A 25,188-nucleotide genomic window follows, 5' to 3' on the forward strand; every position below is an offset into this window, starting at 1 on the left:
CGCCGCAGCGGACCGAACCATGAACGACTGTTACCTATCCATCCGGTCTGGTTTGTTACCCATCCATCCGCTGGACACTAGGCGGCCCTCGGCCGCCGTTCTCAAGAACGCCGAAGCGAAGCTTCGGCTATGGCGCCGGATGAGGGGTATCTCGTCCCATACACTGATGTCCGTGGAGATATACCCCTCACCCAAGTGAGTTCGCTTCTGGCAGCCTCGCTGCCCTCTCCCACAAGGGGCGAGGGCGCAGCAATGTGCATCTCGCCTGGTGCGAGAATGCTTCCCCAGCTACCCCGCGATCTCCCGCCAATCGGCGCCGCGCAGCATGCGCATCACGGCATTGCCTACGGCCGTGCGTTGCCGGCCCGCGACCCCATAAAGGTTGACGGTACGGCGGGCGTCCAGCCCTGCGACCGCGGCGCGGGTCAGCCGCTCCGGCACGGGTGAGGTGTGCGGCACCATGGCGACGCCCATCTCGGCCTCGACCAGCTCGATCAGATCGCGCTCGTTGGAGACCTCATGGCCATGTTCGATGTCGATGCCGTGTTCGCGCAGGCTCGCGGAGATGCGGCGCGAGTGCTCGCAGAAGGTTCGGCTCAGCAGCTGCTCGGATCGCAAATCGTCCAGATCGACGCTGGCGCGGCCGGCCAGCCGGTGTCCGTCGCCGACCACGAGCTCGAAATTCTCGGTGAACAGCGGCCAGACGTCGAGCCGCTCCCAGGCCTCGTCGATCTCCGCGGCGATGCCGAGCTCGGCTTCGCCCTTCTTCAGGAAATCGCCGACCTCCCGGTTCGAGCCGCGCAGGAAGCGGAATTCGAGCCGGTTGAACTGCCGCCTGATCTCGTTGAGATGCGGAATGAGCAGGGCGAGGTCGATCGAATGCGTCAGCGCAATGCAGAGCGCACCGATCTCGCCGCTCTTGAACGAGGAGGCGAGCGAACGTGCGCCGGCGGCGGCGTCATAGCACTGCTTCAGAAGCGGATGCATGCGTTGACCGAGCTCGGTCAATTGCGCCGCCGGCCGTTCGCGGCGGAACAGGTCGCCGCCGAGCTCGGCCTCGAGCTGCTTGATCGCGCGCGTCAGCGACGGCTGCGTGACGTTGCACTCCTCGGCCGCGCGCGTGAAATTCAAGAGCTGCGCCACCGCGAGGAAATAGCGGACCTGGTGCATTTCCATGGATCGGCTCCCAGCAGGATCGGCTTCAAATCTAGCCGATTGGGCCGCGAAATGACACGCTCGGCACGATAGCGCGGACGTATGGACTCGGAAGCCAACCGGCATTCCAAAAGACCCCGCGATCTCTTAGAATGATAGCGCGTAACAACACCGCCGCGTCCGACGAAATTCGACCGGTGCAGGCTCACCAGGAGCGTAGCATGAACGGCATCAAGGGCACAGGTGCGGATATTCCGGGTCAGGTCGTGCTGGTGCTCCAGGGCGGCGGCGCGCTCGGCTCGTACCAGGCGGGCGTTTACCAGGCGCTGCACGAGGCCGGCATAGAGCCGGACTGGGTCATCGGCACCTCGATCGGCGCCATCAATGCGAGCCTGATCGCGGGCAACGCGCCGGAGCAACGGCTCGCGCGCTTGAGGGCGTTCTGGAAGCGGATGGAGCAGCAGCCGGTCTGGGACTGGCGCGCCGGATTTCCCGGCTTCAACGAAAAGCTGGCCTATTGGTCGACCGTCACCCACGGCATTCCAGGCTTCTTCCGGCCCAATCCGCTGGCGCATGCCGGAGATTCCTTTCCGCTGGGGGCCGATCACGCCGGCTATTATTCGACCGCTCCGCTGGAGAAGACGCTCAGCGAGCTCGTCGATTTCGACCTGGCCAATCGCTGCGCGCCGCGCCTGACGGTCGGTGCGGCCCATGTCGGCACCAGCGAAATGCGCTATTTCGACAGCCGCGACGGCGAGCTGACGGTGAAGCATGTGATGGCTTCGGGCGCGCTGCCGCCGGCTTTCCCGGCCGTGCGCATCGACGGTGAGCTCTATTGGGACGGAGGCATCCTGTCGAACACGCCGACGGAAGCGGTGTTCGACGACAATCCACGCAAGGATTCGCTGATCTTCTCCGTGCATCTGTGGAATCCCGTCGGACCCGAACCGACCACGATGGCGGAGGTGCTGAACCGGCACAAGGACGTGCAATATTCCAGCCGCATCGCGAGCCAGATCGTGCGACAGCAGCAGGCCCATCGCCTGCGCCATGTGATCAACCAGCTTGCGGCGCGGCTACCCGAGAGCGAGCGCAACGACCCCGCCGTGCGTGAGCTGACGAGCTACGGTTGCCCGACACGCATGCATGTGGTGCGGCTGCTGGCGCCGCAGCTCGAGCGCGAGACGCATACCAAGGACATCGATTTCAGTCCGTCCGGGATCACGCGGCGGTGGCATGCCGGCTATGCCCACACGAAGGCCGTGCTGGCGCGCAAGCCGTGGATCGGCGAGTTCGATCCGCTCGCCGGCGTGGTGCTGCACGAGCATGTGGACGAGATGCCGATGGCGGCGGAGTAGGGGCGGCGTCCCTTTTCATCAAATTGTCACAGGCCTTGCGATCGTCGGTATTGGCCCCGCAGTCGAAAGTTATCGCAATTGGTGTCCGGGAGCGATCTGGAACTGTCCCTCGATCAGGTCCGCGCTCATGCGGCGGGATCGGTTGCCGGCGTGTTCGGCCCCGACACCGTCACCTGGCGGATCGACCGCGAGGCCGTGATCTTTCTCGGCGCGGGCCGCGCGCTGTTGCTGCAGCTGGCCCACCCCTGGGTCGCTGCTGCGATCACCGAGCATTCCAAGACCTTTGCCGATCCGATCGGGCGCTTCCATCGCACCTTTGGCATCGTGTTCGCCATGGTGTTCGGCTCGCTCGACCGGGCGCTACTGTCGTCGCGGCAGCTGCACCGGCGCCACGGCATGATCGTCGGCGAGATGCCCGAGACTGTCGGCCCGTTCGCGGCAGGCTCGCGCTACTGCGCCAATGACGTTCCGTCGCTGCGCTGGGTCCACGCCACGCTGGTCGAGACCGCGTTGATGGCGCATGACCTCGTTCTGGCACCGCTCTCCGCGGAAGAGCGCGAGCGCTATTGGGCCGAGAGCCGGATGTTCGGTGCCCTGTTCGGGCTGACAGGGAATGACCTGCCCGCGGACTGGGCCGGCTTCGCCGACTACACCGCGGCGATGGCGCAGTCGGACACGCTGACGGTCAGCACGGCGGCGCGCGAGATCGCCACGCAGATCTTCACGGGCGCGCGACCCTGGTTGCGGCCACCGCGATGGTATCGCGCGCTCACGGCAAGAATGCTGCCAGAGCGCTTGCGCGCCGGCTTTGGTTTCGAGCTTGACGCGCGCGAAATCCGATCCGCCGACAACGCACTGCGGTGGATCAGGCGCGTCTATCCGAAATTGCCCGATAGGCTGCGCTATGTCGGCCCCTACCAGGAGGCGCAGGCGCGGCTGCGGGGCGAGACGCAGCCCGACTGGATGACCCGCTGTCTCAACCGCGCCTGGATCGGACGGCCGCAGATGGACCTGCGCGGGAAGGGGTGAAGATCTCCGCTGCTGCCACAAGCATCGTCATCGCGAGGAGCGTTAGCGACGAAGCCATCCAGACCCCCTTCGCGGAGACAGTCTGGATTGCTCGCTCGCAATGACGGAGTACGGGGAGACGTTCGCTCACACCGACGCCAGCTTCCGGTACAGTGCGCTGTAGCTGCCGGCCGAGATGCTCCAGGAGAACGATCGTCCCATGGCGCTGCGGCGCATGGTATCGAGCTGGTCGTGCGCCATGAAGGCCGAGAAGGCCCGACGGACGCCGCCGAGGAAAGATTCGCGCGAGGGCCGCGAGAACAGGAAGCCGGTCTCGCCGTCGGTGATGGTCTCGGCGAGGCCGCCGGTCTGGTGCCCGATCGGCAGCGAGCCGAAGCGCTGGGCGTACATCTGGCTGAGGCCGCACGGCTCGAAGCGCGACGGCATCAGCGTGAAGTCGCTGCCGGCGAAGATGCGGCGAGCCTGGGCGTCGTTGAAGCCGATCGCGACCCCGATGGCGTCGGGGCGGCGGCGGTGCGCGTCGATCAGGGCCTGCTCGAGCGCCGGCTCCCCGGAGCCGGTGACCACGATCTGCCCGCCGGCGTCGACGATCTCGTCGGCCGCCGACAGCACGAGGTCGATGCCCTTCTGGTGCACGAGCCGCGCGACGATGCCGAACATCGGGCCGCGCGAGACCGCAAGCCCGAACTGCTTGCGCACGTAATCCGCATTGGCCCTCTTGCCGACCCAGTCGCCGGCGCTGAACTGCTGGGCGAGCTGGGCGCAGGAGCGCGGGTCCCAGCTCTCGTCGATGCCGTTGAGGATGCCGGTGAGCTCGGCCGCATCCGAGCGCAGGCGAAGCAGGCCTTCGAGGCCGCAGCCGAATTCGGCCGTGGTGATCTCCCGCGCGTAGGTGCCGCTGACGGTGGTGAGGTGCGAGGCGTAGACCAGCCCGGCCTTGAGAAAGGAGACCTGGTCGTAGAACTCGACGCCGTCGATGTGGAAGGAGCTCTCCGGTGCGCCGATCCGCCGCAGCGAGTCCTTCGGGAAGAGGCCCTGATAGGCGAGGTTGTGAATGGTCAGGATCGACGGCAGCTTGGCACCGCGCCAGGCAAGGTACGCCGGCACGAGCGAGGCCGGCCAGTCATTGGCATGGATCAGGTCCGCTGCCCAATTCTTGTCCAGCTTGCCCATGGCGAGCTCAGCCGCCGCGGAGGCAAAGCGCGCGAAGCGGATGTCGTTGTCGGGCCAGTCGCGTCCGGCCTCGTCGCCATAGGGATTGCCGGGCCGGTCGTAGAGCTGTGAGCACAACAGCACATAGACCGGCAGGCCGTCCTTGGTCGCGGCCCGGCCGAGCGAGCAGGCCGGCATCTCCGCGAATGCAGGGCAGCGGCCAACGATCTGAATATGAGTGAGTTGCTCGATGATGTCGCGATAGCCGGGCAGCATGATCCGGATATCGGCGAAGGAGCGAAGCGCACGGGGAAGAGCGGCGGAAACGGCGCCCAGTCCGCCAACGCGGATGAAGTCATCCATCTCAGTGGTGACGAACAAGACCCTCAAGAACAGCTGCCCTCTTCCGATCCCGCTTGCTGCTATGCAAGAACGGGTCCAGTTGTCCTGGAATTCCCAAGCCCGCCCACGCGACGCGTCCGTGCGGTAACCACTTTCCTACTCGGCCGCCGCCCTCTAGGGTCGCCGCATCAACAACAAAGCACTTCGTTGGTTCCTAAGAGACCCAAGGCGTGAGCAGGCATGCAGTTATCAGATAAGCATGAGGGGACGTTGACAAAGGTCATGGCAGGTTTGCGGGTCCTGGATTTCTCGACCACCATCGCCGGCCCCCATTGCACGCGGATGCTCGCCGACATGGGCGCCGAGGTCATCAAGATCGAGACCGACGGCGGAGAGACGATGCGGACCCGGCCACCGCTGCGCAAGGGGTGCAGCACCGTGTTCGGCCAGCTCAATGTCGGCAAGAAGAGCGTGGTCCTCGACCTCAAGTCCGAGGACGGCAGGGAGGCGGTGAGCCGGCTGGCGGCGACGGCCGACATTCTGGTGGAGAATTTCCGTCCTGGCGTGATGCACCGGCTGCGGCTCGACTATGACAGGCTGCGCCCGGTCAATCCGAGGCTGATCTACTGCTCGATCTCCGGCTACGGCCAGACCGGCCCCTCGGCCGAGCTGCCGGCCTACGCGCCCGTGATCCATGCGGCCTCCGGCTACGACATGGCGCATCTGGCCTACCAGCCGGGCCGCAACCGTCCCGATTATTGCGGCATCTACCATGCCGACGTCGTCACCGGCGTCTACGGCTTCGGCGCGATCGCCTCGGCGCTCTATCAGCGCACGGTCACCGGGCTTGGCCAGCACATCGACGTCTCCATGCTGGAATCGATGCTGACCTTGACTGTGATCGAACTGCAGAGCGCGCAATTCGCGGTGAAGCCGCCGCCGCGCACGATGTTCGGCCCGACCGAGACGGCAAACGGCTATGTCATGATCACGGTCGCCAGCGAGAAGACGTTTCAGGGATTGATGGGCGTGATCGGACGCCCCGAATGGATCTCCGATCCACGCTTCGCCACCTACGCCGCGCGCCGCGAGAACTGGGCGGATTTGATGGATGGCGTCGAAGTCTGGTCGCGTCAGCTCGCGACCGACGCATGCCTCCTCGCGCTTGGTGCTGCCGGCGTACCGGCCTCGGCCTATCGCACCGTGTCCGAGGCCCTGGCCGATCCGCAACTCGCGCATCGGCAGGCGCTCTCCGAAGTGCAGGACGAGGGTGGCTCCTTCCGGGTACTCAATCTGCCGTTCCGGATGTCCGGCGCCGATACCACACCGGGCAAGACGATGGCCACGCTTGGCGAGCACACGGATGCGCTGCGCGACGAGATCGGCCTCGCAGGCGATGGGCAAATTCCGCCAGGCAAAACAGCCGCGACATCTTGAGCAACATCGCCGCCGCATGCGGCGTTTGAACTCCCGTGCGTTCCTCTTGCGGTGGCGAGCATTTGTCGCCAATCTCGCCCTCAAGTCGTTCAGCGATCCGAAACATCGGACGCGGGATCCCGGGAGGAACCATGACGAACATTGCTGCCGCAGTGCGCAAGCACGTGCCGATTTTCCTCGTTGCGGCGTTGGCACTGGCCGGGCCCGCCCAGGCGCAGAAGCCGGGAGGCAGCATCACGGTCGGCCAGGAGCTGGATATCCCGGGCTTCGATCCCCTCAAGGTCGGCGTCTACGACACCTCGACCTTCACCGCCGCCGCCGCGATCTTCGACACGCTGACCACCCTCGACGACAAGGGCGAGGCCGCGCCAAAGCTCGCGGTGTCCTGGACCCATTCCGACGACTACAAGAGCTGGACCTTCAAGCTCCGCGAGGGCGTGAAATTCCACGACGGCACGCCGTTCAACGCGCAAGCCTTCAAGGAGAACTTCGACCGGCAGAAGGACCCCGCCAACAAGTGCCGCTGCGCCTTCTACATCACCAACGTCAAGGAGGTGCTGGCGCCGGACGAGCATACCGTCGTCTACAAACTCACCGACCCCTCCGTGAACCTGCCGGCGGTGATCACCATCCAGAGCCAGAACAATGCGGTGCATTCTCCGACCGCCTGGAAGACCAGGGGTGACGACTACAATCGAAATCCCGTGGGCACCGGTCCCTATATCCTCAAATCCTGGACCGCGGGCGACCGCATGGTGCTGGAGAAGAATCCCAGTTACTGGGACAAGAGCCGTCCCTATCTCGACCGCATCATCCTGAAGCCGCTGCCTGACGCGCAGTCGCGCTTCGCCTCGCTGCAATCGGGCGAGGCCGACATCATCTGGGACGACGAGAACGATGCCGACAACATCATGAAGGCGCAGAAGGACCCCAAGCTCACCGTTCACACCTATAAGGGCTCGGGCGCGCAGGTCTACGCCTTCAACACCAAGGTCGCGCCGTTCGACGACGTCCGCGTGCGCCAAGCGCTGGTGATGGCGATCGATCGTCCGAAGATGTCGCAGGCGATCAGCAACGGCCTGAGCCGGCCCGCGAGCAATCCCTACGGCGACGGCTCCTGGGTCAAGTGCAAGGACGACGGTGCGCTGCCCTTCGACGTCGAGAAGGCCAAGGCGCTGATCAAGGACTATGGCAAGCCGGTCGAGTTCAAGATGCTGGTGACCGCGACGCCCCGCGGCCGCGTGGTCGGCCAGGTGCTCCAGCAGTTCTGGAAGCGCGTCGGCGCCAACATGGAGATCGAGCAGGTCGATCAGGCCACCATTCCGTCGCGCGCCTTCACCCGCCAGTTCCAGCTGACGCCGTGGCGCATCGTCGATCTCGCCGATCCCGATCCGCAGATGTACGCGAATTTCCGCAGCGGCAGCCCGCTGGCACTCGCCGGCTACTCGAATCCCGAGCTCGACAAGCTTCTGGACCACGCGCGCGTCACCGCCGATCTCGGCCAGCGTACCGAGGATTACTGCGCCATCAGCCGCCTGATCAACAAGGAGGCGATCTGGTTCTGGACCTTCCAGAACACCTATTACGCGCTGTCGAGCGCGAAGCTGAAGGGCTTTCCGAAGATCTACAACGGCGTGATCGACGTCTCGAACACCTGGCTGGAATGACCACGCGATGCTGAACTTCGTCGTTCGGCGGCTCCTTGCCATCCTGCCGGTTCTGCTGGCCGTCTCCCTGCTCACCTTCCTGATCGCCTCGCTGCTGCCGGGCGATCTCGCCTTCGTCATCCTCGGCGATCAGGCGACGCCGGAGAATGTGGCGGCGCTGCGGCGTGACATGGGGCTGGATCAGCCGCTGTGGTGGCGCTACCTGAGCTGGCTCGGCCACGTGTTGCAGGGCGATCTCGGCCGTTCGTTCCGCACCGGGCAGACGGTGTTGCAGGCAGTTGCCGAGCGCATCCCGGTCTCGCTTCAACTGATGCTGATGGCCGAATTCATCGGCCTCATGATCGGCGTTCCCGTTGCGATCGCCTGCGCCGCGCGCGCCGGCGGCGCCTTCGACCGCTTCATGACCGGCAGCGCCTTCGCCATGCTGTCGATGCCTTCTTTTCTCACCGCGATCCTGCTGATCTATCTGTTCGCGGTCGAGCTGCATTGGCTGCCCGCGACCGGCTATGTGCCGTTCACCGAGGAGCCGCTCAGCAATCTGCGCTTCTTCGTGCTGCCGGCCCTGACGCTCGCGCTCGCGGAATGGCCGGGCATCATGCGGGTGCTGCGCTCCGACATGATCGCGACCCTGCAGGAGGACTATATCGCGCTCGCGAAAGCAAAGGGCCTCAAGCCATCCCGCATCCTGTTCGTGCATGCGCTCAAGCCTTCGTCGCTGACCCTGGTGACGGTGACAGGCATCAATATCGGCCGTCTGCTCGGCGGCACGCTGATCGTGGAATCGATCTTCGCGCTGCCCGGCATCGGCCGGCTGCTGGTCGGTGCGATCTACACTCGCGACCTCGTCATCCTCCAGGGCGTGGTGCTGCTGGTCGCCTGCGGCTTCGTCATCGTCAATTTCATCGTCGACATGCTCTACGCCGTGCTCGACCCGAGGATCCGCCATGGCCACGCTTGAGCTGTCAATTCAGGACGAGGCAGCGTCCGCGCCCGTTCGCGGCAGGCGCAAGCTCGGCGTCCTGTTCTGGCTCGCGAGCGGTTGGGTGGCGATCATTCTTGCGCTCGCATTCCTCGCGCCGGTGCTGCCGCTGCAGAACCCGACCGACATGGACATGCTGGAGCGCCGCGCCGCGTTCTCCGGGGAGCACTGGCTCGGCACCGACGGGCTCGGCCGCGACGAGCTTGCCCGCCTGATCTTTGGTGCGCGCGTGTCGCTGACCGTCGGGCTGATCGCGCCGATGATCGGCCTCGTCGTCGGCGGCGCGCTCGGGCTGCTCGCCGGCTATTTCCGCGGCAGGTTCGAGACGCTGGTGGTCGGCAGCATGGACGTGCTGCTCGCCTTTCCGCCGCTGATCTTCGCGCTCGCCGTGACGGCCTATCTGGGCCAGTCTATTCCCAATCTCACCTTGATCCTCGGCGTGCTCGGCATTCCCGCCTTCATGCGCGTGGCGCGCGCTGCGACGCTGACCCTGGCGCGGCGCGAGTTTGTGATCGCCGCCGAAGCGCTCGGCGCCAGCCACGCGCGTATCCTCCTGCGCGAGCTGCTGCCCAACGTGATCCTGCCGCTGCTCGCCTTCTTCCTGCTCGGTGTCGCCGTCACCATCGTGGTCGAGGGGGCGCTGTCCTTCCTCGGTCTCGGCGTGCCGCCGCCGATGGCGAGTTGGGGCAGCATGATCGGCGAGGGCCGCGAGAGCCTCGACGTCGCGCCGCGGCTCGCCTTCCTGCCGGCCGCGGCCCTGTTCGTGACCGTGCTGGCGTTCAACCTCGTCGGCGACACCTTGCGGGCACTGACCGATCCGCGTCAGGGGGCGCTGTGAACGCTCCGCTGCTGACGATCGAGGACGTCGCGGTCGAGCTGCCGACCCCGCGCGGCAATCTGCGCGCCGTGGATCATGTCGATCTGTCGCTGGAGGCCGGCCGGACGCTCGGCATCGTCGGCGAGTCCGGCTGTGGCAAGACCATGCTGTCGCGCGCGGTGCTTCAGCTGCTGCCGAAGAAGGCAAAGCTGACGGGGCGCGTGATGTTCGACGGCCAGGATCTGGTGCGGCTCGCGCCTGACAGCCTGCGTCGCCTGCGCGGGCGCGACCTCGCGGTGGTATTCCAGGATCCCATGACCTCGCTCAATCCGGTGCTGACCATCGGCACGCAACTGATGGAGACGATTCAGGAGCATTTGGAGCTGGATGCGCCGGCGGCGCGCAAGCGCAGCATCGAGCTGCTCGCGGCCGTCGGCATTCCCGCGCCGGAGCAGCGGCTCGCGCAATATCCGCACCAATGTTCCGGCGGGATGCGCCAGCGCATCGCGATCGCGATCGCGTTGTCCTGCGAGCCGAAGCTTTTGATCGCGGACGAGCCCACCACTGCCCTCGACGTCACCATCCAGGCGCAGATTCTCGATCTGCTGGCGCGCGAGCAGCGCCGCCGGCACATGGCGATGATCATCATCACCCACGATCTCGGCGTCGTCGCCGGCCGTGCCGACGAGGTCGCCGTGATGTATGCGGGCAGGGTGGTGGAGCGCGCGCCGACACAGGCCCTGTTCAAGCGCATGCACATGCCCTACACCGAGGCGCTGCTGGCCGCGATCCCGAAGCTGGAGACCGCGCCGCATACGCCGCTGCCTGCCATCTCCGGCCGCCCGCCCGATCCGACACGGCCGCTTCGTGGCTGCTCCTTCGCGCCGCGCTGCCGCTATGCCGCAGGACGCTGTCACGAGGCCAAGCCCGAGTTGAAGGACGCGGAGGCGCCTGGACATCTCTATGCCTGCTTCCATCCGATCCGGATGACGGAAGGGATCGGCGCATGATGCAGCTTGCCGTGCGCCTCGAGCCGCTTCTGAATGTCGACAAGCTCGTCGTCGAATATGGTCTCGGCAACAAGACGGTGCATGCCGTCTCCGGCGTCAGTTTTCAGGTCGCGCGCGGCGAGACGCTGGGGCTGGTCGGCGAATCCGGCTGCGGCAAGTCGACGCTCGGGCGGGCGGTGCTGCAATTGCGCCGCGCCAGATCCGGCCGTGTGCTGTTCGACGGCGAGGATCTCACGGCCATGGAGGGCGAGGCGCTGCGCAGGATGCGCCGCCGGGTGCAGCTCATCTTCCAGGATCCGATCGCCTCGCTCAATCCGCGCCGTCGCATCGGCGATATCATTGCCGAGCCGTTGATCATCGCCGGCGTCAAGGATGCCGCCGAGCGCAAGCGACGGGTCCACGAGGTGCTCTCCGCGGTCGGGCTCGATCCCGATATCGTGGCGGGCCGTCTGCCGCACGAATTCTCCGGCGGTCAATGCCAGCGCATCTGCATCGCGCGAGCACTGGTGCTCAACCCGGAGTTCATCGTCTGCGACGAGCCGGTGTCGGCGCTGGACGTCTCAATCCGCGCGCAGATCCTCAACCTGCTCGAGGAGATGAAGGCGCGCTTCGGTCTGACGCTGCTGTTCATCGCGCATGACCTCGCGGTGGTCAAAGCGGTCAGCGATCGCGTCGCGGTCATGTATCTCGGCCGGCTCTGCGAGGTCGGGCCGTCGGAGCAATTGTTCGCAAGACCCGCACATCCCTATACCGGGCTGTTGTTGCAGGCGATCCCGGTGCCAGATCCGGACGTTCGTCCCGCCGAGAGCGTGGCGACCGGCGAGCCACCATCGCCGATTGCACCTCCGTCCGGCTGCCGCTTCCGCACCCGCTGCCCGCGCGCCGATCAGCGATGCAGCGCGGAGATACCGGAGTTGCGCCAGATCGGACCCGGCCAGTTCGTGGCTTGCCATTATCCGTTGGCCTGAACTAAGACCGCTCCCGGGTTTGTCTCGTCTCGCCGGTCATGGCATGCTGCGCAAGAACGAGAAGCATTCCGGGAGGACGCCAATGAAGAGTTTCAAGGTTGCCGATTTCAAGGCGCCGCTGCAGGAGGTCGATGAGGCGACGCCGCAGCCGTCGGGCACGCAGGTGCTGATCAAGGTGAAGGCCGCCGGCGTCTGCCACAGCGATCTCCACATCTGGGAAGGCGGCTACGATCTCGGCCACGGCCGCAAGCCGCTGTCCCTGAAGGACCGCGGCATCAACCTGCCGCTGACGATGGGTCACGAGACCGTCGGTGAAATCCTGGCGTTCGGTCCCGACGTGAAGCCGACCGATCAGGGCGATCTCAAGCTCGGCGACGTCGGCCTGGTCTATCCCTGGATCGGCTGCGGCAAATGCGCCACGTGTCTGGCCGGCGATGAGAACATGTGCCTGACGCCGCGCTCGCTCGGCGTCTATTGCGACGGCGGCTATTCCGATCACATGCTGGTGCCGCATCCGCGCTATCTTCTCAATCTGAAAGGGCTCGATCCCGCGACGACCGCGCCTTACGCCTGCTCGGGCGTCACGACCTACAGCGCGTTGAAGAAGGTCGAGCAGCATTTCGACACGCCGATCGTGATGTTCGGCGCCGGCGGCCTCGGCCTGATGGCGCTGTCGCTGCTCAAGGCCATGGGCGGCAAGGGTGCGATCATGGTCGACATCGACGCGAAGAAGCGCGAGGCGGCCGAGAAGGCCGGCGCGCTGGCGACCGTCGATCCCAAGGCGCCGGATGCGCTCGAGCAACTCGCCAAGAAGGCGGGCGGTCCGATCCGCGCGGTGATCGATCTGGTCGGCAATGCCGCGACGACGCAGCTCGGCTTCGACTGCCTGACCAAGGGCGGCAAGCTCGTCATCGTCGGCCTGTTCGGCGGCGGCGCGACCTGGGCGCTGCCGCTGATTCCGATCAAGGCGGTGACGATCCAGGGCAGCTATGTCGGCAATCTGCGCGAGACGCAGGAATTGCTCGAGCTCGTGCGAACGAAGAAGGTGCCGCCGATTCCGGTGACGCGGCAACCGCTCGCCAAGGCCAATGACGCGCTGGTGCAGTTGCAGCAGGGCGCGGTGGTCGGACGCACGGTGCTGACGCCGTAATTGAGTTGTCGTTCCGCGGCGATGCGACGGGACCGCGACGCGCGGCCCGGAGCATCGAACCCGGAATCTCGAGATTCCGGGTTCGGTCCTGCGGACCGCCCCGGAATGACATCTACTTTTTGGGAAACCCATGTCCGCAAACAACGCCTTCCACATTGCCGTGCTCGCTGGTGACGGCATCGGTCCCGAAGTCATGGCGCCGGCGCTCGAGGTGCTGCGCAAGGTCGGCGAAAAATCCGGCCTGCGTTTCCGCTTCACCGAGGCGCCGGCCGGCGCCAACAATTATCTCGCCACCGGCAAGTCGATGCCTGACACCACGATCAAGCTGTGCGAGGAGGCGGATGCGATTCTGCTCGGGGCCTGCGGGCTGCCGTCGGTGCGCTATCCCGACAACACCGAAATCGCGCCGCAGATCGAGCTGCGCTTCATCTTCGATCTCTATGCCGGCGTGCGTCCGGCGCGGCTCATTCCGGGCGTGCCGAGCCCGATCGTCGGTGCCGACCAGCGCGGCATCGATCTCGTCGTCATCAGGGAATCGACCGAAGGCCTGTTCGCCTCGATGGGCAAGGGCGTCGTCACCCATGAGGACGCGCGCGAGACCATGGTGATTACCCGCAAGACGTCCGAGCGCCTGTTCGAGTTCTCGTTTCGCCTGGCCGAGCGGCGCAGGGCCCGGGGCAAGCCGGGAATGCTCACCTGCGTCGACAAGGCGAACGTGTTCAAGGCGTTTGCCTTCTTCCGCGGCATCTTCGACGAGATCGCCAAGAAGCATCCCGAGGTGAAGACCGACCGCCTCTATGTCGATGCCTGCTCGGCGATGCTGGTGAAGCGTCCCTGGGATTTCGACGTGATGGTGATGGAGAACATGTTCGGCGACATCGTCTCCGACATCACCGCCAGCCTGATCGGCGGCCTCGGCATGGCGCCCTCGGCCGACATCGGCGACAAGTATGCGGTGTTCCAGCCGTGCCACGGCACCGCGCCCGACATCATGGGGCAGGGCAAGGCCAATCCGACCGGCATGATCCTGTCTGCGGCGATGATGCTGGACTGGCTCGCCGACAAGCACGGCATCGAGAGTGCGGCGGAGGCGGGCGAGACCATCGAGCGCGCGGTGGACCAGGTCTATGCCGGCGGCATCAAGCCGATGGAGTTCGGCGGCAACAACGGCACGGCGGACATCACGAAGGCCGTGCTGGGGGCGCTATAGAGCTTGATCATGAGTAAGCCAGTCCCGGAACGGTATCGGCACTTGCGGACGTTTGCGTTCGGCGACGGTCCCGAGCTCGCGGACGAATTGCTTGAGCTCGTCGTCAGGGGAGTCAAGACAGCAACGTGCAGCACGGAAGACGAACCCAATGTTTCGACGCCCGGTGAGCGCTGGGTCGTGCTCAACGGACGGGGCGAGCCGCGCTGTGTCATCGAGACCACCGAGATCGCTTATCGACGTTTCAACGATGTCGATGCCGCCTTCGCTTACGAGGAGGGCGAAGGCGATCGGAGCCTGGCTTATTGGCGCAGCGCCCACCGGATCTATTTCGGCCGGCTCGGACGGTTCAGCGAAGACATGATGCTGATGTGCGAGCGCTTCCGTCTGGTCGAGGTGTTCGACGACGGCCCTCGGTAGCGTCGCGACTCCGCCCATGGCAGCCAGACCAAGAACAGCAAATTTCAGTGTCATCGTAATCTCCCTCGTTGGTGGCGGGAGAACTTTCGCGACATCGAGTGGTTGCGACTGCGTAAAGTTGCACGAGGAATTTAATCTACCTGAACGCCGGTTCAGCCTCAGCGACCCCGGAACTGCGGTTTGCGCTTCTCCATGAAGGCCTGCCGGCCCTCGCGGAAATCCTCCGAGTCCATGCAGGCATTGCCGATTGCCTTGATCGCCTCCATGTCGCGCGCGCTTTCGTCCTTCAGCACTTGCGCGATGGTGATCTTGGCGGCCTTGATCGCGAGCGGGGCGTTCTGCGCGATCGTCGCGGCAATCGTCATGGTCTCGCCCCAGAGCTCGCCCGCCGGGAACAGGCGCTCGACGAGACCGATGCGTAGCGCCTCGGCGGAATCGATCCGCATGCCCGTGTACATCAGAAGCCGCGCCCAGGCTGGGCCGACCAGCGACACCAGATGCCGCAAGCCGTCATAGCCGTAGGCGATGCCGAGCCTGGCTGCGGGAATGCCGAACTGGCTGCCGTGCGAGGCGAGGCGGATGTCGGCGAGCATCGCGACCTGCATGCCGCCGCCAAGGCAATAGCCGTCGATGCAGGCGATGGTCGGCTTCGGATAGTCGGCGAGCAGCGCGCGCTGGGCGGCGCTGCGCCTGGCGTACTCCTCGGACGCCGCCGCATTGTGCCTGACCTTCTCGAACTGGCTGATGTCGGCGCCCGAGACGAACGCCTTGCCGCCGGCGCCGCGCAGGATCACGACGCGCACGGTGTCGTCGTCGCGCAAGGCCGCCAGCGCCTCGCCAAATCCCTCCCACATCTCCAGCGACATCGCATTGCGCTTGTCGGGATTGTTGAAGGTGACCACGCCGACACCATCGGCCGCGTGCTTGAGGATCTTGCCGCCGGCGTAAGGAGTTCCGGTCGTGCTGGAAATGTCGGGCATCGTGCGCTCGCTTGTCTGTGGCCGAGCGCAATGTGCGGCGTCGCCGCTGCCGTGGTCAACCGGCGCAGGGGAGGAGAGCTTGCATCCGCCTGTGCTGCGATTGCATGGCGCGCGAAGTTCGGCAAATGGCGGCAAACCGCCAAGAAGAAAGGGCGGCAACGCCGCCCCGAGACAGGCCACACCAAGACGGACCTCGCGCAAGCGCGCGGGCGCAGGCATATCTCGTCGGCTCTCGTTCAATCCGGCCGCGCCCCCGTGACGCGGCGGATTGAACATCGGCCGTAAAAGCCAGAGCGCCGACCGATCTCAGCTCTCGTTCGCCGCGATCGATTCCATCAGCGAGACGAGCTGACGCTGCACCGTCTGGTCCTTGATCTTGCTGTAGGCGCGCAGCAGGCGGAGGCTGAAGGCGCTGTCGAGGAAGAGCAGGCTCTCGACTTCGCGGGCCTTGTTGTCGCCGTCGTAGAAGAAGGTCACGGGCACATCGAGGGCGGAGGCGATCTGCTGAAGCCGAGCCGCGCCGACGCGATTGACGCCCTTCTCGTATTTCTGAACCTGCTGGAAGCTGACACCCAGCTTCTCGCCGAGCTCGGCCTGCGAGATCTTCATCTCGACGCGCCGCAGACGGATCCGCTTGCCAAGCTCAATATCCGGCTTGCCGGCACTGCGCTGCTTCATTCTTTTTGCCGCTGCTTTCATATTCGTCTCACCTTTGTTCTTCGGTTGAAAATCCCCCGAAGAGCTGGGTCAGGGGTTCGCCCATATACGAGTCCTTGAATTCATGCGGGTGCACGAACTCTTCCTTAAACCACGGGAAGCGAGCCGGATTGAAAGCGTCGATCAGCCAGTCAATCATGTGCCGCACGCGGGGAATGCGGCCGCTACCGGGATGGTAGGACAGCCAGATATCCAGCGGTCGGTTCAGCTCGACCTCCAGTGGAATCAACTTCCCGCCAAGCGCAATAGCATAGCTCGGGAATACGCCGATGCCGGCGCCATTCGCGACCGCCCAGTAGTTGGCGCTCGAGACGTTGGTCTTCATGACCAGGAGGTCGCGTTCCGAAACGCCGGGGAAGAAGCTCTCGAATGTCTCCTTGGCGGCAAGCTGGTCGGCGAATTGCAGCACCAGGCGGTGCTTGATCAATTCCGCCGCCGAGCGCGGCGCGCCATGCTTTGCGATGTATTTCTCGGAGGCCCAGAACATCAGATGCATGCGGCCGAGCCGCACCAGCTTGACGTCGAGCGCAGAGGGACGCGACAGATGGATTGCTACGTCGGCCTCGTGGCGGGAGACGTCGGCCGAGCGCATCGCGCAATGCAGGTCGACCAGGATCTTCGGATAGGCCTGCTGGAATTCGACCAGCCGCGGGGCGAGCCAGAACGTCCCGAGGCCTTCGGTGACGGCGACGCGGACCTCGCCGGACAGGACGTTGGCGGTCGAATCGCTGGTCCGCAGCACGTCGAAGGCCGCGGCCTCCATGCGCTCGACGGCGGAGACCACCATCGCACCTTCGTCGGTCAGATGGGTGCCGTGAACGTCGCGGGTGAACAGGGTGGTGCCGGTCTGACGCTCGAAATCATCGATTCGGCGGCGGACGGCGTTGATCGACAGCGACAGACGTTCGGCCGCCGAGCGGAAACTTCCGCATCGGACGACTTCCAGGAAAATGCGGGCCGCATCCCAATCGGAGAGGCCGCTGATATTTGCTTTTAGGCGTTCTTCCAGCGGAACGCCCCTTTCCGCCAAGGAGTGCATACAATTTCCTTCAGGTAGCTAAAGTGGCAGAATCTGACGCAAACCACAACCACGGCGGGTTGGGGAATGACGAGTTTTGAACGTCATCCTTATCAACTTGTGGGCGGTATTGGGGTGCTGTCTTGGGGTGGGATTGGGCAGGCTATCGCCCGGCTGAGGGGAATGTGGCGTGAGTTCCGTTGCGGGCCGCGAAATGGCTGCGGGATTGCCGGCGCTGTCCGTGATGGAAATTCATGCGCGAAGGCAAATGCCGTCTCACGCGATGGATCGATCGCACCGCGCAAGACGTTTGCTCCCGGACCAGTTCGGCGATCGCCAATGCTGCTGCGGGGCGACTGCGGCCGGAACCACGGTCTCACGGCAGAAACACACTGAAATCAGGTTCGGAGGCGCAGTAGCCTCGTGCTATCTTTGGTCGTCCATGCGGGCCAAAGGGGGCGCCACAAATACGTCTCGCAGGCCGAATTAACGGAAAGAACGCAAGTGTCGCATTCAGACGAACAGTTGCAGTCGGTGCTGGAAACGCTCGAGGAGTGCCGCAGGGCTCTCAACGAGTGCAACAACCGTGAGTCGGCCGAGATGCTGTCCATTGTCATCCTCGACGTGCGGATGAAGCTGAAAGGAATTGACAGCGCCGATCTCAAGGCGCTGTGCGACGAAATGCTGCGGAGCGCTGCGAGCGAGCCGCCGACCCCTTCCAAGCAGACGCAGGACCAGCCCCGGCGTCCGCTGCTCCGCGTGGTGAAGTAGCCGCGCCGCCGAATCTCGCTTTTTGGCGAGGTTTGTGCGCGTCCCGATGCCGCATCTGTGATCACGGATGGCATCGGGAGGAGCCCTGGTTTTCGTGCGCGTCTGTTGCGCATTCTCAGCCATCGGCTACACCAGAGCCGGTTCGGCTCCGGGCCGGGCGCATTCCTTGCGCGCCGTACCGGTGCCTGAGATGGCTTCGATTGCATCATGCAAAATGTTTCGATCCCGGCGGCGCTGATTGCCGGACTCGTCAGCTTCCTCTCGCCTTGCGTCCTGCCTCTGGTTCCGCCCTATCTGGTCTACCTGACGGGCGCCACGATCGAGCATGTCGAGAGCGACGAGCCGGTCGCGGCCTCCAAGCGCGCGATCATGATGTCGGCGCTTCTGTTCGTGCTTGGCTTTTCCACGGTGTTCGTGGCGCTCGGCGCCAGCGCTTCGCTGGTCGGCGGGCTGATCCGAGCCTGGTCGGCGGAGCTGTCGATTCTCGCCGGCATCGTCATCATCATCATGGGCCTGCATTTCCTCGGCCTGACGCGCATCGGCCTGCTGATGCGCGAGGGACGGCTGCCGATCCCCAAGCCGGTCGGCCTCTGGGGCGCCTATATCATGGGCCTCGCTTTCGCCTTCGGCTGGACGCCCTGTATCGGCCCGATCCTCGCCGCGATCCTCTCGATCGCCGCGGCCGAAGCCACGGTGACGAAGGGCGCCGGCCTGCTCGCGGTCTATTCCGCGGGCCTCGGCATTCCCTTCCTGATCGCCGCGCTGATGATCGAACAGTTCTCCGCGTTGTTCGCGCGCATGAAGGGCCACCTCGTCAATGTCGAGCGCGCCATGGGCGTCTTGATGGTGATCACCGGCATCGGCTTTCTCACCGGCGCGGTCTCGAATGTGAGCATCTGGCTGCTCGAGACGTTTCCGGCGCTGCAGACGATCGGTTAGGGCGCGGAGACCGGGTTTTCACGGACAAGAAAGTAGAGGAACCGTTGAAATCCGTCAGGCATGCTGTCACGGAACGACGATGCCAAACCTTTCCAATCCCGAGGCGTTGCATCGGGGGACAAATCGCATGGTGGAGATCTCGTGAACAAGACACTGCGCATAGAGCCCTTGTCGGACAACGCTGCTCTGGTTGCCTGGCAATTTTTGGGGCAGCCGTTGCAGGAGTGGCCGAGCTGGGTTCAGTCGAATTGCTCGCTGCAGAAGGATGCCGATGGAAAATTCGAGCTTCGGCACGAGCGGCGCAGCGGCACCCAGATCGTCTATCTCGGCGAGTGGCTGGTGAGAGATCTCGATGGCGGCGTGGACTTCTACACGGACGCCGAGATCTGGTCGCGGTACGCAGCCAAACGCTGACGCGCGAAGAAGATTGAGCGGGGCTCGTCGATCGCGCCTTAGTCTTTCCTGCTCGAGCTCCAGGCAATCAAAAGCCTGTGTCGTTGGTGGGGCAAAAAGCCTCGCCGGTGGGACTCACCGACAGAATGCAATCTGTAGTAATATTTCGTCGTACTGCACCCTGAGGGGCAATTCTTCAGAACATATACTGAAACGAGAATTTTAGACCAAGCGACATCTTCGGCGCCCCTCTCCCTTAAGCATTCTGAGCAGGAGCAAGCGATGGGAACCGACGTGAATGTTCATCCCGGTCATGGCAAGGCCGGACGTCAACCGACGCGACAATTTCTGGATACGCTTTCCGGACACGACGATCCGGGCATGTTTGGCCGGATGTTTCCGACCCTGGAGCCGCTGGCTGTCGATGACGGTCCGCTGCATGAGCTCGCCGACGCGATGAAGGATCTCGCCCCCGGCGACGCCGCGGGAAACAATCTCAACGTCCCCGCCGGTTTTACTTATCTCGGGCAATTCATCGACCATGATATCACGCTCGATCTGACCTCCTTCGGCGAGAAGGAAGCCGATCCGATGGCGGTCACCAATTTTCGCACGCCCGCACTCGATCTCGACAGCATCTATGGTCTTGGTCCCGATGGAAGCCGTCATCTGTACGCGCGCAATTCGGCGAGCGACAACGGCAAGACACCGGGCCCCAAGCTGCTGATCGGCAAGACCGTCAACGTCGACGCCATCACCGGCGATCATCGCAACGACCTGGCGCGCAATCCCGAGGGGTTTGCGCTGATCGGCGATCACCGCAACGACGAGAACCTGCTCGTCGCGCAAACCCATCTCGCGATGCTGAAGTTTCACAACAAGGTCTGCGATCAGCTCGCAGCGTCGGGCAAGCCGGCGGGCGAGATCTTCGAGGAAGCGCGCCGCATCGTGACCTGGCACTACCAATGGATGGTCCTGCACGATTTCGTGGAGCGGATCACCGAGAAGGGCATCGTCGCAAAGATCCTCGAGCAGGGTCGGCGCTTCTATCGCTTCAAGAAGATTCCCTACATGCCTGTCGAGTTTTCAGGGGCGGTCTATCGTCTCGGTCACAGCATGGTTCGCCAGGTCTATAGCCACAACAGGATCTTCACGCCCGGCCCGGGCGGTATTCCTGCAACTCTCGATTTGCTGTTTAGGTTCACCGGGCTTTCGGGAGGAATCATCGGCGACCTGGCGCCGAACCCGATAACGCCGCCGCTCCCGCTTCCGGTGCTTTCAAGCAACTGGATCATCGACTGGCGGCGCTACTTCCAAGTGCTGCCGAACAATCCTGCGGGCGTGACGCTCAATCCGTCGCGCAAGATCGATCCTTTCATCGTGCCGCAACTCCACACACTGCCCGGTGACGGCGGCAGCCTGCCGTTCCGCAATCTCAAGCGCGGCGTGTTGCTGGGATTGCCGTCAGGGCAGGACGTCGCCAAGGCCATGAAGATCAAGAATCCACTGTCTCCGGAAGAAATCTCCAAGGGGAGCGACGGTGCCGTGGCGAAGAAGCATGGCCTGCACCAACACACCCCGCTCTGGTACTACATCCTCAAGGAGGCGGAGCAACGAGGCAACGGTGAACGGCTCGGGCCGGTCGGCGCGACGCTGCTCGCCGAGGTCTTCGTCGGCCTCGTCCATGGCGATCACCAGTCCTACCTTTGGCTCAAGGGCAAGAGCTGGAAGCCGACGCTTGCATCGCAAGTGCCGGGCGAATTCACGATGGCCGATCTGCTGCGCTTCGTCGGCGATATCAGCCCGATCGACGGCATCGCGACCGTCTAAAGCGCGATAAGACTTGGCCGGACCGGCGCGCGTAGCGCGCCGGTCTGGACGTGCTCAGGGCTTGAACACGTAGCCCGGCGTGATCGCCGCCGTCTCCGGAATCGGCGGCAGATCGGCGAACAGCTCGGGACGGTCCTTCATGACCTTGAGAATGTGCTTCGGCTCGATATGCGCATTGACGTCGAAGGTCGATTTGAGGATGCCGAGGCGGGAGAGCCGGTCCTCGGCGCTCCACAGCGCGCGGTAGTTGTTCGCCGACAGCCGGCGGTCCGCCTGCTGGATGTTGAACTGCATCGCAGCCTCGGCGACGTCCTGCTTGAGCCCCGGAATCCAGCGCGTGGCGACTTGCGCCGCCAGCTTCGGGTTCTTGCGCATCCATTGGTCGGCCTCGGAGACGGCGGCGAGGAATTTCTCGATGGTCTCGCCATTGGCCTGCACCCAGGGGCGAAGCGCGACGTTGAAGCCGATATAGGAGATCACGTCGCCGCCGCGGATGATCTCGACCGCGCCCGGCACATCCTTGCCGGCGACGATCGGCCAGGGGTCCCAGCCCGAGAACGCATCGATCCCCTTGGCGAGCAGGGCGACGGTCATGTCCGGCGGCGGCGTGTTGACCAGCGTCACGTCGTCGGGCTTCAGCCCGGCCTTCTCCAGCGTTGCCAGGATGTAGAGATGGTTGATCGTGCCGAAGGACGCCGCGATCTTCTTGCCCTTCAGCGTCGACAGGTCGCCCTTGACGATGCCTGAACCTTCGCGCGCGATGATCGCCATCGTCGCGTCGGAGCCGGCCTTGGTAGCGTTGCCGCTGTAATTGCCGAGCGCGACGAGGTCCATGCCGCGCAGCACGGCGCCGATCATGGGCACGCCGACCTGCACGATCTCGCTCTCGCCGGCCTGCAGCGCGTTGAGCGCGTCGACGCCGGTGGCGTAGGGGCGCGCGATCGTGACGTCGAGCCCGTACTTCTCGAAGAAGCCCCGCTCGAGCGCGATCGGCAGGCCGATCTGGTCGATGCCGGTGACCATGCCGGCCTTCACTTTCGTCAAGGTCTGGGCGCTCGCCGGCACCATGCCGGCTAGAAGCGCGATCGCAAGCAGCAAGAGTCGTTTCATGTCCTCAGCCTCCCTCTTTTATCGGCCCCACCGCCGTGACCCAGTAAGGCCGGGCCACGGCGTTGAGGTCCGTTCTTTTGACACCGCGCAGTTCGATCGAGTGCTCGTCCGTGCCCGAGACGCGTCCGTATTGCTGGAACGCGAGCACGTGGAAGCGCTCCGGCACGAACGGCAGCTCGATCTGCACGTTGACCTTTTCCGATGTGCCGGAGAGCTCCGGCGAAATCTTGCCCGGCGCCGCGATCGTCAGCCAGAGCTGAAACAGCGCCCATGCGGCGATCGTGCCGAGCACGATGCGGCCCTTGGGCGAGCGCAGGACCTCGGAGGCGATGCTCATGCTGCGCGCACCATCTGCAGCACGCGCGCCGAGAGCTGCTTGAAGCGGTCGTCCTTGACGAGGTCGTCCCAGACCCGGGGGCGCGGCAGGTCGACCGCGATCTCGTCGAGCACGCGTCCCTTCGACAGCACGACGACGCGGTTGGCGAGAAACACCGCTTCCGCCACGTCGTGGGTGATGAAGATCACCGTCGGCTTGCGCTCCTGCCAGATGCGGGTCAGTTCCTCCTGGAGCGTCATGCGCGTCTGCGCGTCGACGCTGGCGAAGGGCTCGTCCATCAGCAGGACGTCGGGGTTGTTGGCGAGCGCGCGCACCACGCCGACGCGCTGCTGCATGCCGCCGGAGAGCTCGTTGGGATAGCGGTGCGCCGCATGCGAGAGCCCGGCAAGCGCCAGATATTCGCGCGCGATGCGGTCGCGCTCGGCCTTCGGCACGCCGCGCATCTTCGGGCCGAAGCCGACATTGTCGAGCACCGTCTTCCAGGGAAACAGCGCGAAAGACTGGAACACGACGCCACGCTCGGGGCCGGGCCCGTGCACCGGCTTGCCGTCGAGCAGGATGTCGCCCTTCGAATAGGGGATGAAGCCGGCGATCATGTTCAGGATCGTCGTCTTGCCGCAGCCGGAGGGACCGACCACCGAGATGAATTCGCCGGGCTCGACGTCGAGCGAGACATCGTGGACGGCGGTGACATGCGCGCCCGCATAGGGATCGAAATAGGTCTTGCCGAGATTGCGCAGCGAGAGCGTCTTCATGATGTCACCAATCCCCAACGCTGGCCGGTCGCGCGCTCGAGCGGCGCGAGGATCCAGGCGTCCACGATGTACCAGAGCAATCCGAGAATGATCATGCCGAGCAGGATCTCGACGGTCGAGCCGGCGCGGCGGGCGTCGAACATCATGAAGCCGATGCCCGAGGTGCCGACGATCATCTCGACTGCGATCAGCGCGCGCCAGCCATAGCCTAGCCCGTTGCGCAGGCCCGTGATGATGTTGGGCAGCGCGCCCGGCAGCGTCACCTCCCACAAGACGCGCGCGCGCGAGGCCCCGAGGCTCAAGGCGGCGCGCGAGAGGTCGCGCGGCACGGATTCGACGCCGAGCACGGTGTTGAGCACCACAGGAAACAGCACGGTGTAGACGATGACGAAGGTCATCGTCGTCAATCCGAAGCCGAACCAGATCAGGAGGATCGGCAGCCAGGCGATGTCGCCGATGGCCTGGAAGAACAGCAGCACCGGCCAGCAGATGCGGTGCGCCCAGCGACTGGTGCCGATCAGGACTCCCAGGGGAATGCCGAGCGCCATGCCGACCGCGGCGCCGGTCGCGAGCCGGATCAGGCTGTCCTGGAGATAGTCGGGCAGGATGCCCCTGTAGGTGAGGGTGAAGAACGCGCGCATGACGTCGGCCGGGCCTGGAAAGAACGCGCGCGGAAACAATCCGGCCTCGCTCACCGCGGTCCACAGCGCCAGCACCGGGATGAAGGAAATGATCGCGGCGAGCCCCGGCCAGCGCCGGGTCAGGCGGGTATAGCCGGCCCAGATTTGCAGCATCAGATTCATGCGCGCCTCACCATGCCCCAGCGCTCGATGGTCGCGCGTTCCAGCGGGACCAGCAGCAGGCGGTCGATCAGAAGCCAGAGAACGCCGATCACGATCATGCCGAACACGATCACCTCGGTGCGGTAGAAGTCGCGCGCGACGAACAGCATGTAGCCGAGCCCGACATTGGTCGCGATCATCTCGGCGGCGATCAGCCCGCGCCAGGCGAAGCCAAGGCCGGTCCGAATGCCGGTGACGATGTTGGGGAGCGCGCCCGGAAGCAGCACTTCGGTCAGCAGCGCCCAGCGGCCGGCGCCGAGCGAGGCGGCGGCATTGCGCAGCGTGTGTGGAATGGTCCTGACGCCGAGCAGGGTGTTGTAGGCGACGACGAAGAACACGGCGTTGAAAATCACGAAGACGATCGCGCCGAAACCGTAGCCGAACCACAGCGTCGCGATCGGAATCCAGGCAATGCCGGCGAGCACCGAGAAGAAGCGGAACAGCGGCGTCAGGAAGGCCGCGACCGTCGGGCTGACGCCCATGGCGATGCCGAGCGGCACGGCGGTTGCGATCCCGATCAGCGTGCCCAGGCCGACACGCAAGAGGCTGGCGCCGACATGGGCGAACAACGTGCCGTCGCGGATCGAGTCCAGCGCGGCCGCGCCGACCGCACCGACCGAGGGAAACACGCGCGGATTGACGTTGAACAGCGGCACGACGATGGCCCAGATCGCGACCAGCGCAAGCAGCGGCGCGACGAACATCGCGGCTCCCGCCAGCGAATTGACGCTGCGCATCAGCCGCGACGATCGCCCCTTCAGACTGCCCGTCACCTGCATGTGACCTCCCTGCGCTCAGCTATGCC

The 25,188-nt window shown here is 65.0% G+C and carries 25 protein-coding genes; 15 read left to right on the forward strand and 10 right to left on the reverse strand.

All coding sequences use genetic code 11. From position 1 onward, the window contains the following. Window positions 1-288 precede the first annotated feature (288 nt). The gene (locus tag AC1RQP_RS34045) at window positions 289-1,176 is read right to left on the reverse strand and encodes a LysR family transcriptional regulator (protein ID WP_492941516.1); all 888 of its coding nucleotides are present in this window, start codon (window positions 1,174-1,176) and stop codon (window positions 289-291) included. A gap of 200 nt (window positions 1,177-1,376) precedes the next feature. On the opposite strand from AC1RQP_RS34045, the gene AC1RQP_RS34050 reads away from it, so the two are divergent. Next, window positions 1,377-2,513, forward strand: a complete 1,137-nt coding sequence (locus AC1RQP_RS34050) for a DUF3734 domain-containing protein (protein WP_239622132.1) — start codon at window positions 1,377-1,379, stop codon at window positions 2,511-2,513. Between the two features lie 78 nt (window positions 2,514-2,591). Next, window positions 2,592-3,542, forward strand: a complete 951-nt coding sequence (locus tag AC1RQP_RS34055; protein ID WP_492941518.1) for an oxygenase MpaB family protein — start codon at window positions 2,592-2,594, stop codon at window positions 3,540-3,542. A 126-nt stretch (window positions 3,543-3,668) separates the two neighbouring features. Here AC1RQP_RS34055 and glgA read toward each other — a convergent pair whose 3' ends face one another. After that, window positions 3,669-5,084 (reverse strand): glycogen synthase GlgA, encoded by a 1,416-nt coding sequence (glgA, locus tag AC1RQP_RS34060; protein WP_239622134.1) that lies wholly within the window; start codon window positions 5,082-5,084, stop codon window positions 3,669-3,671. A gap of 192 nt (window positions 5,085-5,276) precedes the next feature. Between glgA and AC1RQP_RS34065 the strand changes: the two genes are divergently transcribed. From AC1RQP_RS34065 to AC1RQP_RS34105, 9 genes are all read left to right on the forward strand, one after another. Then, window positions 5,277-6,473, forward strand: a complete 1,197-nt coding sequence (locus AC1RQP_RS34065) for a CaiB/BaiF CoA transferase family protein (protein WP_492941520.1) — start codon at window positions 5,277-5,279, stop codon at window positions 6,471-6,473. Window positions 6,474-6,604: 131 nt separating this feature from the next. Continuing rightward, window positions 6,605-8,140, forward strand: a complete 1,536-nt coding sequence (locus AC1RQP_RS34070) for an ABC transporter substrate-binding protein (protein WP_492941522.1) — start codon at window positions 6,605-6,607, stop codon at window positions 8,138-8,140. A gap of 7 nt (window positions 8,141-8,147) precedes the next feature. Then, a complete protein-coding gene (locus tag AC1RQP_RS34075) occupies window positions 8,148-9,098 on the forward strand; it encodes an ABC transporter permease (protein WP_492941524.1) in 951 nt (316 codons plus the stop codon). After that, the gene (locus AC1RQP_RS34080; RefSeq protein ID WP_492941525.1) at window positions 9,085-9,957 is read left to right on the forward strand and encodes an ABC transporter permease; all 873 of its coding nucleotides are present in this window, start codon (window positions 9,085-9,087) and stop codon (window positions 9,955-9,957) included. The genes AC1RQP_RS34075 and AC1RQP_RS34080 overlap by 14 nt, the downstream gene beginning before the upstream one ends. After that, complete coding sequence (locus tag AC1RQP_RS34085) at window positions 9,954-10,946, forward strand: ABC transporter ATP-binding protein (protein ID WP_239622139.1); 993 nt, start codon at window positions 9,954-9,956, stop codon at window positions 10,944-10,946. The genes AC1RQP_RS34080 and AC1RQP_RS34085 overlap by 4 nt, the downstream gene beginning before the upstream one ends. Next, window positions 10,943-11,914: an ABC transporter ATP-binding protein gene (locus AC1RQP_RS34090; RefSeq protein WP_492941527.1), complete on the forward strand. Its 972-nt coding sequence runs from the start codon at window positions 10,943-10,945 to the stop codon at window positions 11,912-11,914. The genes AC1RQP_RS34085 and AC1RQP_RS34090 overlap by 4 nt, the downstream gene beginning before the upstream one ends. An 82-nt stretch (window positions 11,915-11,996) precedes the next feature. Continuing rightward, complete coding sequence (locus tag AC1RQP_RS34095; protein WP_239622141.1) at window positions 11,997-13,064, forward strand: alcohol dehydrogenase; 1,068 nt, start codon at window positions 11,997-11,999, stop codon at window positions 13,062-13,064. A gap of 130 nt (window positions 13,065-13,194) precedes the next feature. Further along, complete coding sequence (locus AC1RQP_RS34100) at window positions 13,195-14,274, forward strand: isocitrate/isopropylmalate dehydrogenase family protein (protein ID WP_492941529.1); 1,080 nt, start codon at window positions 13,195-13,197, stop codon at window positions 14,272-14,274. A gap of 9 nt (window positions 14,275-14,283) precedes the next feature. Next, window positions 14,284-14,691: an ASCH domain-containing protein gene (locus AC1RQP_RS34105; protein ID WP_492941531.1), complete on the forward strand. Its 408-nt coding sequence runs from the start codon at window positions 14,284-14,286 to the stop codon at window positions 14,689-14,691. Window positions 14,692-14,849: 158 nt separating this feature from the next. On the opposite strand, the gene AC1RQP_RS34110 is transcribed toward AC1RQP_RS34105, so the two are convergent. The 3 genes from AC1RQP_RS34110 to AC1RQP_RS34120 form a co-directional block, all read right to left on the reverse strand. Beyond that, on the reverse strand, window positions 14,850-15,671 hold the full coding sequence (locus AC1RQP_RS34110; protein ID WP_492941533.1) for an enoyl-CoA hydratase: 822 nt from the start codon (window positions 15,669-15,671) through the stop codon (window positions 14,850-14,852). 306 nt (window positions 15,672-15,977) lie between these two features. Then, window positions 15,978-16,349 (reverse strand): helix-turn-helix domain-containing protein, encoded by a 372-nt coding sequence (locus AC1RQP_RS34115; protein WP_020608151.1) that lies wholly within the window; start codon window positions 16,347-16,349, stop codon window positions 15,978-15,980. 28 nt (window positions 16,350-16,377) lie between these two features. Next, window positions 16,378-17,427, reverse strand: coding sequence for a LysR family transcriptional regulator (locus AC1RQP_RS34120; protein WP_492941536.1), 1,050 nt, complete (start codon window positions 17,425-17,427; stop codon window positions 16,378-16,380). 483 nt (window positions 17,428-17,910) lie between these two features. Here AC1RQP_RS34120 and AC1RQP_RS34125 point away from each other — a divergent pair, with 483 nt between their 5' ends. The 4 genes from AC1RQP_RS34125 (at window position 17,911) to AC1RQP_RS34140 (ending at window position 21,339) form a co-directional block, all read left to right on the forward strand. Beyond that, window positions 17,911-18,177 carry a hypothetical protein gene (locus AC1RQP_RS34125; protein WP_239622145.1) on the forward strand — a complete coding sequence of 89 codons (267 nt, stop codon included), beginning with the start codon at window positions 17,911-17,913 and terminating at the stop codon, window positions 18,175-18,177. 207 nt (window positions 18,178-18,384) lie between these two features. Beyond that, window positions 18,385-19,116 carry a cytochrome c biogenesis CcdA family protein gene (locus AC1RQP_RS34130; protein ID WP_239622146.1) on the forward strand — a complete coding sequence of 244 codons (732 nt, stop codon included), beginning with the start codon at window positions 18,385-18,387 and terminating at the stop codon, window positions 19,114-19,116. A gap of 141 nt (window positions 19,117-19,257) precedes the next feature. After that, window positions 19,258-19,530, forward strand: a complete 273-nt coding sequence (locus AC1RQP_RS34135) for a hypothetical protein (protein ID WP_492941539.1) — start codon at window positions 19,258-19,260, stop codon at window positions 19,528-19,530. Between the two features lie 261 nt (window positions 19,531-19,791). Beyond that, window positions 19,792-21,339, forward strand: a complete 1,548-nt coding sequence (locus AC1RQP_RS34140) for a peroxidase family protein (RefSeq protein WP_492941541.1) — start codon at window positions 19,792-19,794, stop codon at window positions 21,337-21,339. 54 nt (window positions 21,340-21,393) lie between these two features. On the opposite strand, the gene AC1RQP_RS34145 is transcribed toward AC1RQP_RS34140, so the two are convergent. From AC1RQP_RS34145 to AC1RQP_RS34165, 5 genes are read right to left on the reverse strand one after another with little or no spacing between them, the layout of a single operon-like run. Then, complete coding sequence (locus AC1RQP_RS34145) at window positions 21,394-22,449, reverse strand: ABC transporter substrate-binding protein (protein ID WP_492941543.1); 1,056 nt, start codon at window positions 22,447-22,449, stop codon at window positions 21,394-21,396. 4 nt (window positions 22,450-22,453) lie between these two features. Then, window positions 22,454-22,786, reverse strand: a complete 333-nt coding sequence (locus AC1RQP_RS34150) for a hypothetical protein (protein ID WP_492941545.1) — start codon at window positions 22,784-22,786, stop codon at window positions 22,454-22,456. Further along, on the reverse strand, window positions 22,783-23,541 hold the full coding sequence (locus tag AC1RQP_RS34155; protein ID WP_028177800.1) for an ABC transporter ATP-binding protein: 759 nt from the start codon (window positions 23,539-23,541) through the stop codon (window positions 22,783-22,785). The genes AC1RQP_RS34150 and AC1RQP_RS34155 overlap by 4 nt, the downstream gene beginning before the upstream one ends. After that, window positions 23,538-24,344, reverse strand: a complete 807-nt coding sequence (locus AC1RQP_RS34160; protein ID WP_492941547.1) for an ABC transporter permease — start codon at window positions 24,342-24,344, stop codon at window positions 23,538-23,540. Before AC1RQP_RS34160 ends, AC1RQP_RS34155 begins: the two co-directional genes overlap by 4 nt. After that, a complete protein-coding gene (locus AC1RQP_RS34165) occupies window positions 24,341-25,162 on the reverse strand; it encodes an ABC transporter permease (RefSeq protein WP_035670422.1) in 822 nt (273 codons plus the stop codon). Before AC1RQP_RS34165 ends, AC1RQP_RS34160 begins: the two co-directional genes overlap by 4 nt. Window positions 25,163-25,188 lie beyond the last annotated feature (26 nt).

It is taken from the genome of Bradyrhizobium sp. GW821-FHT13H06, from assembly GCF_058803975.1.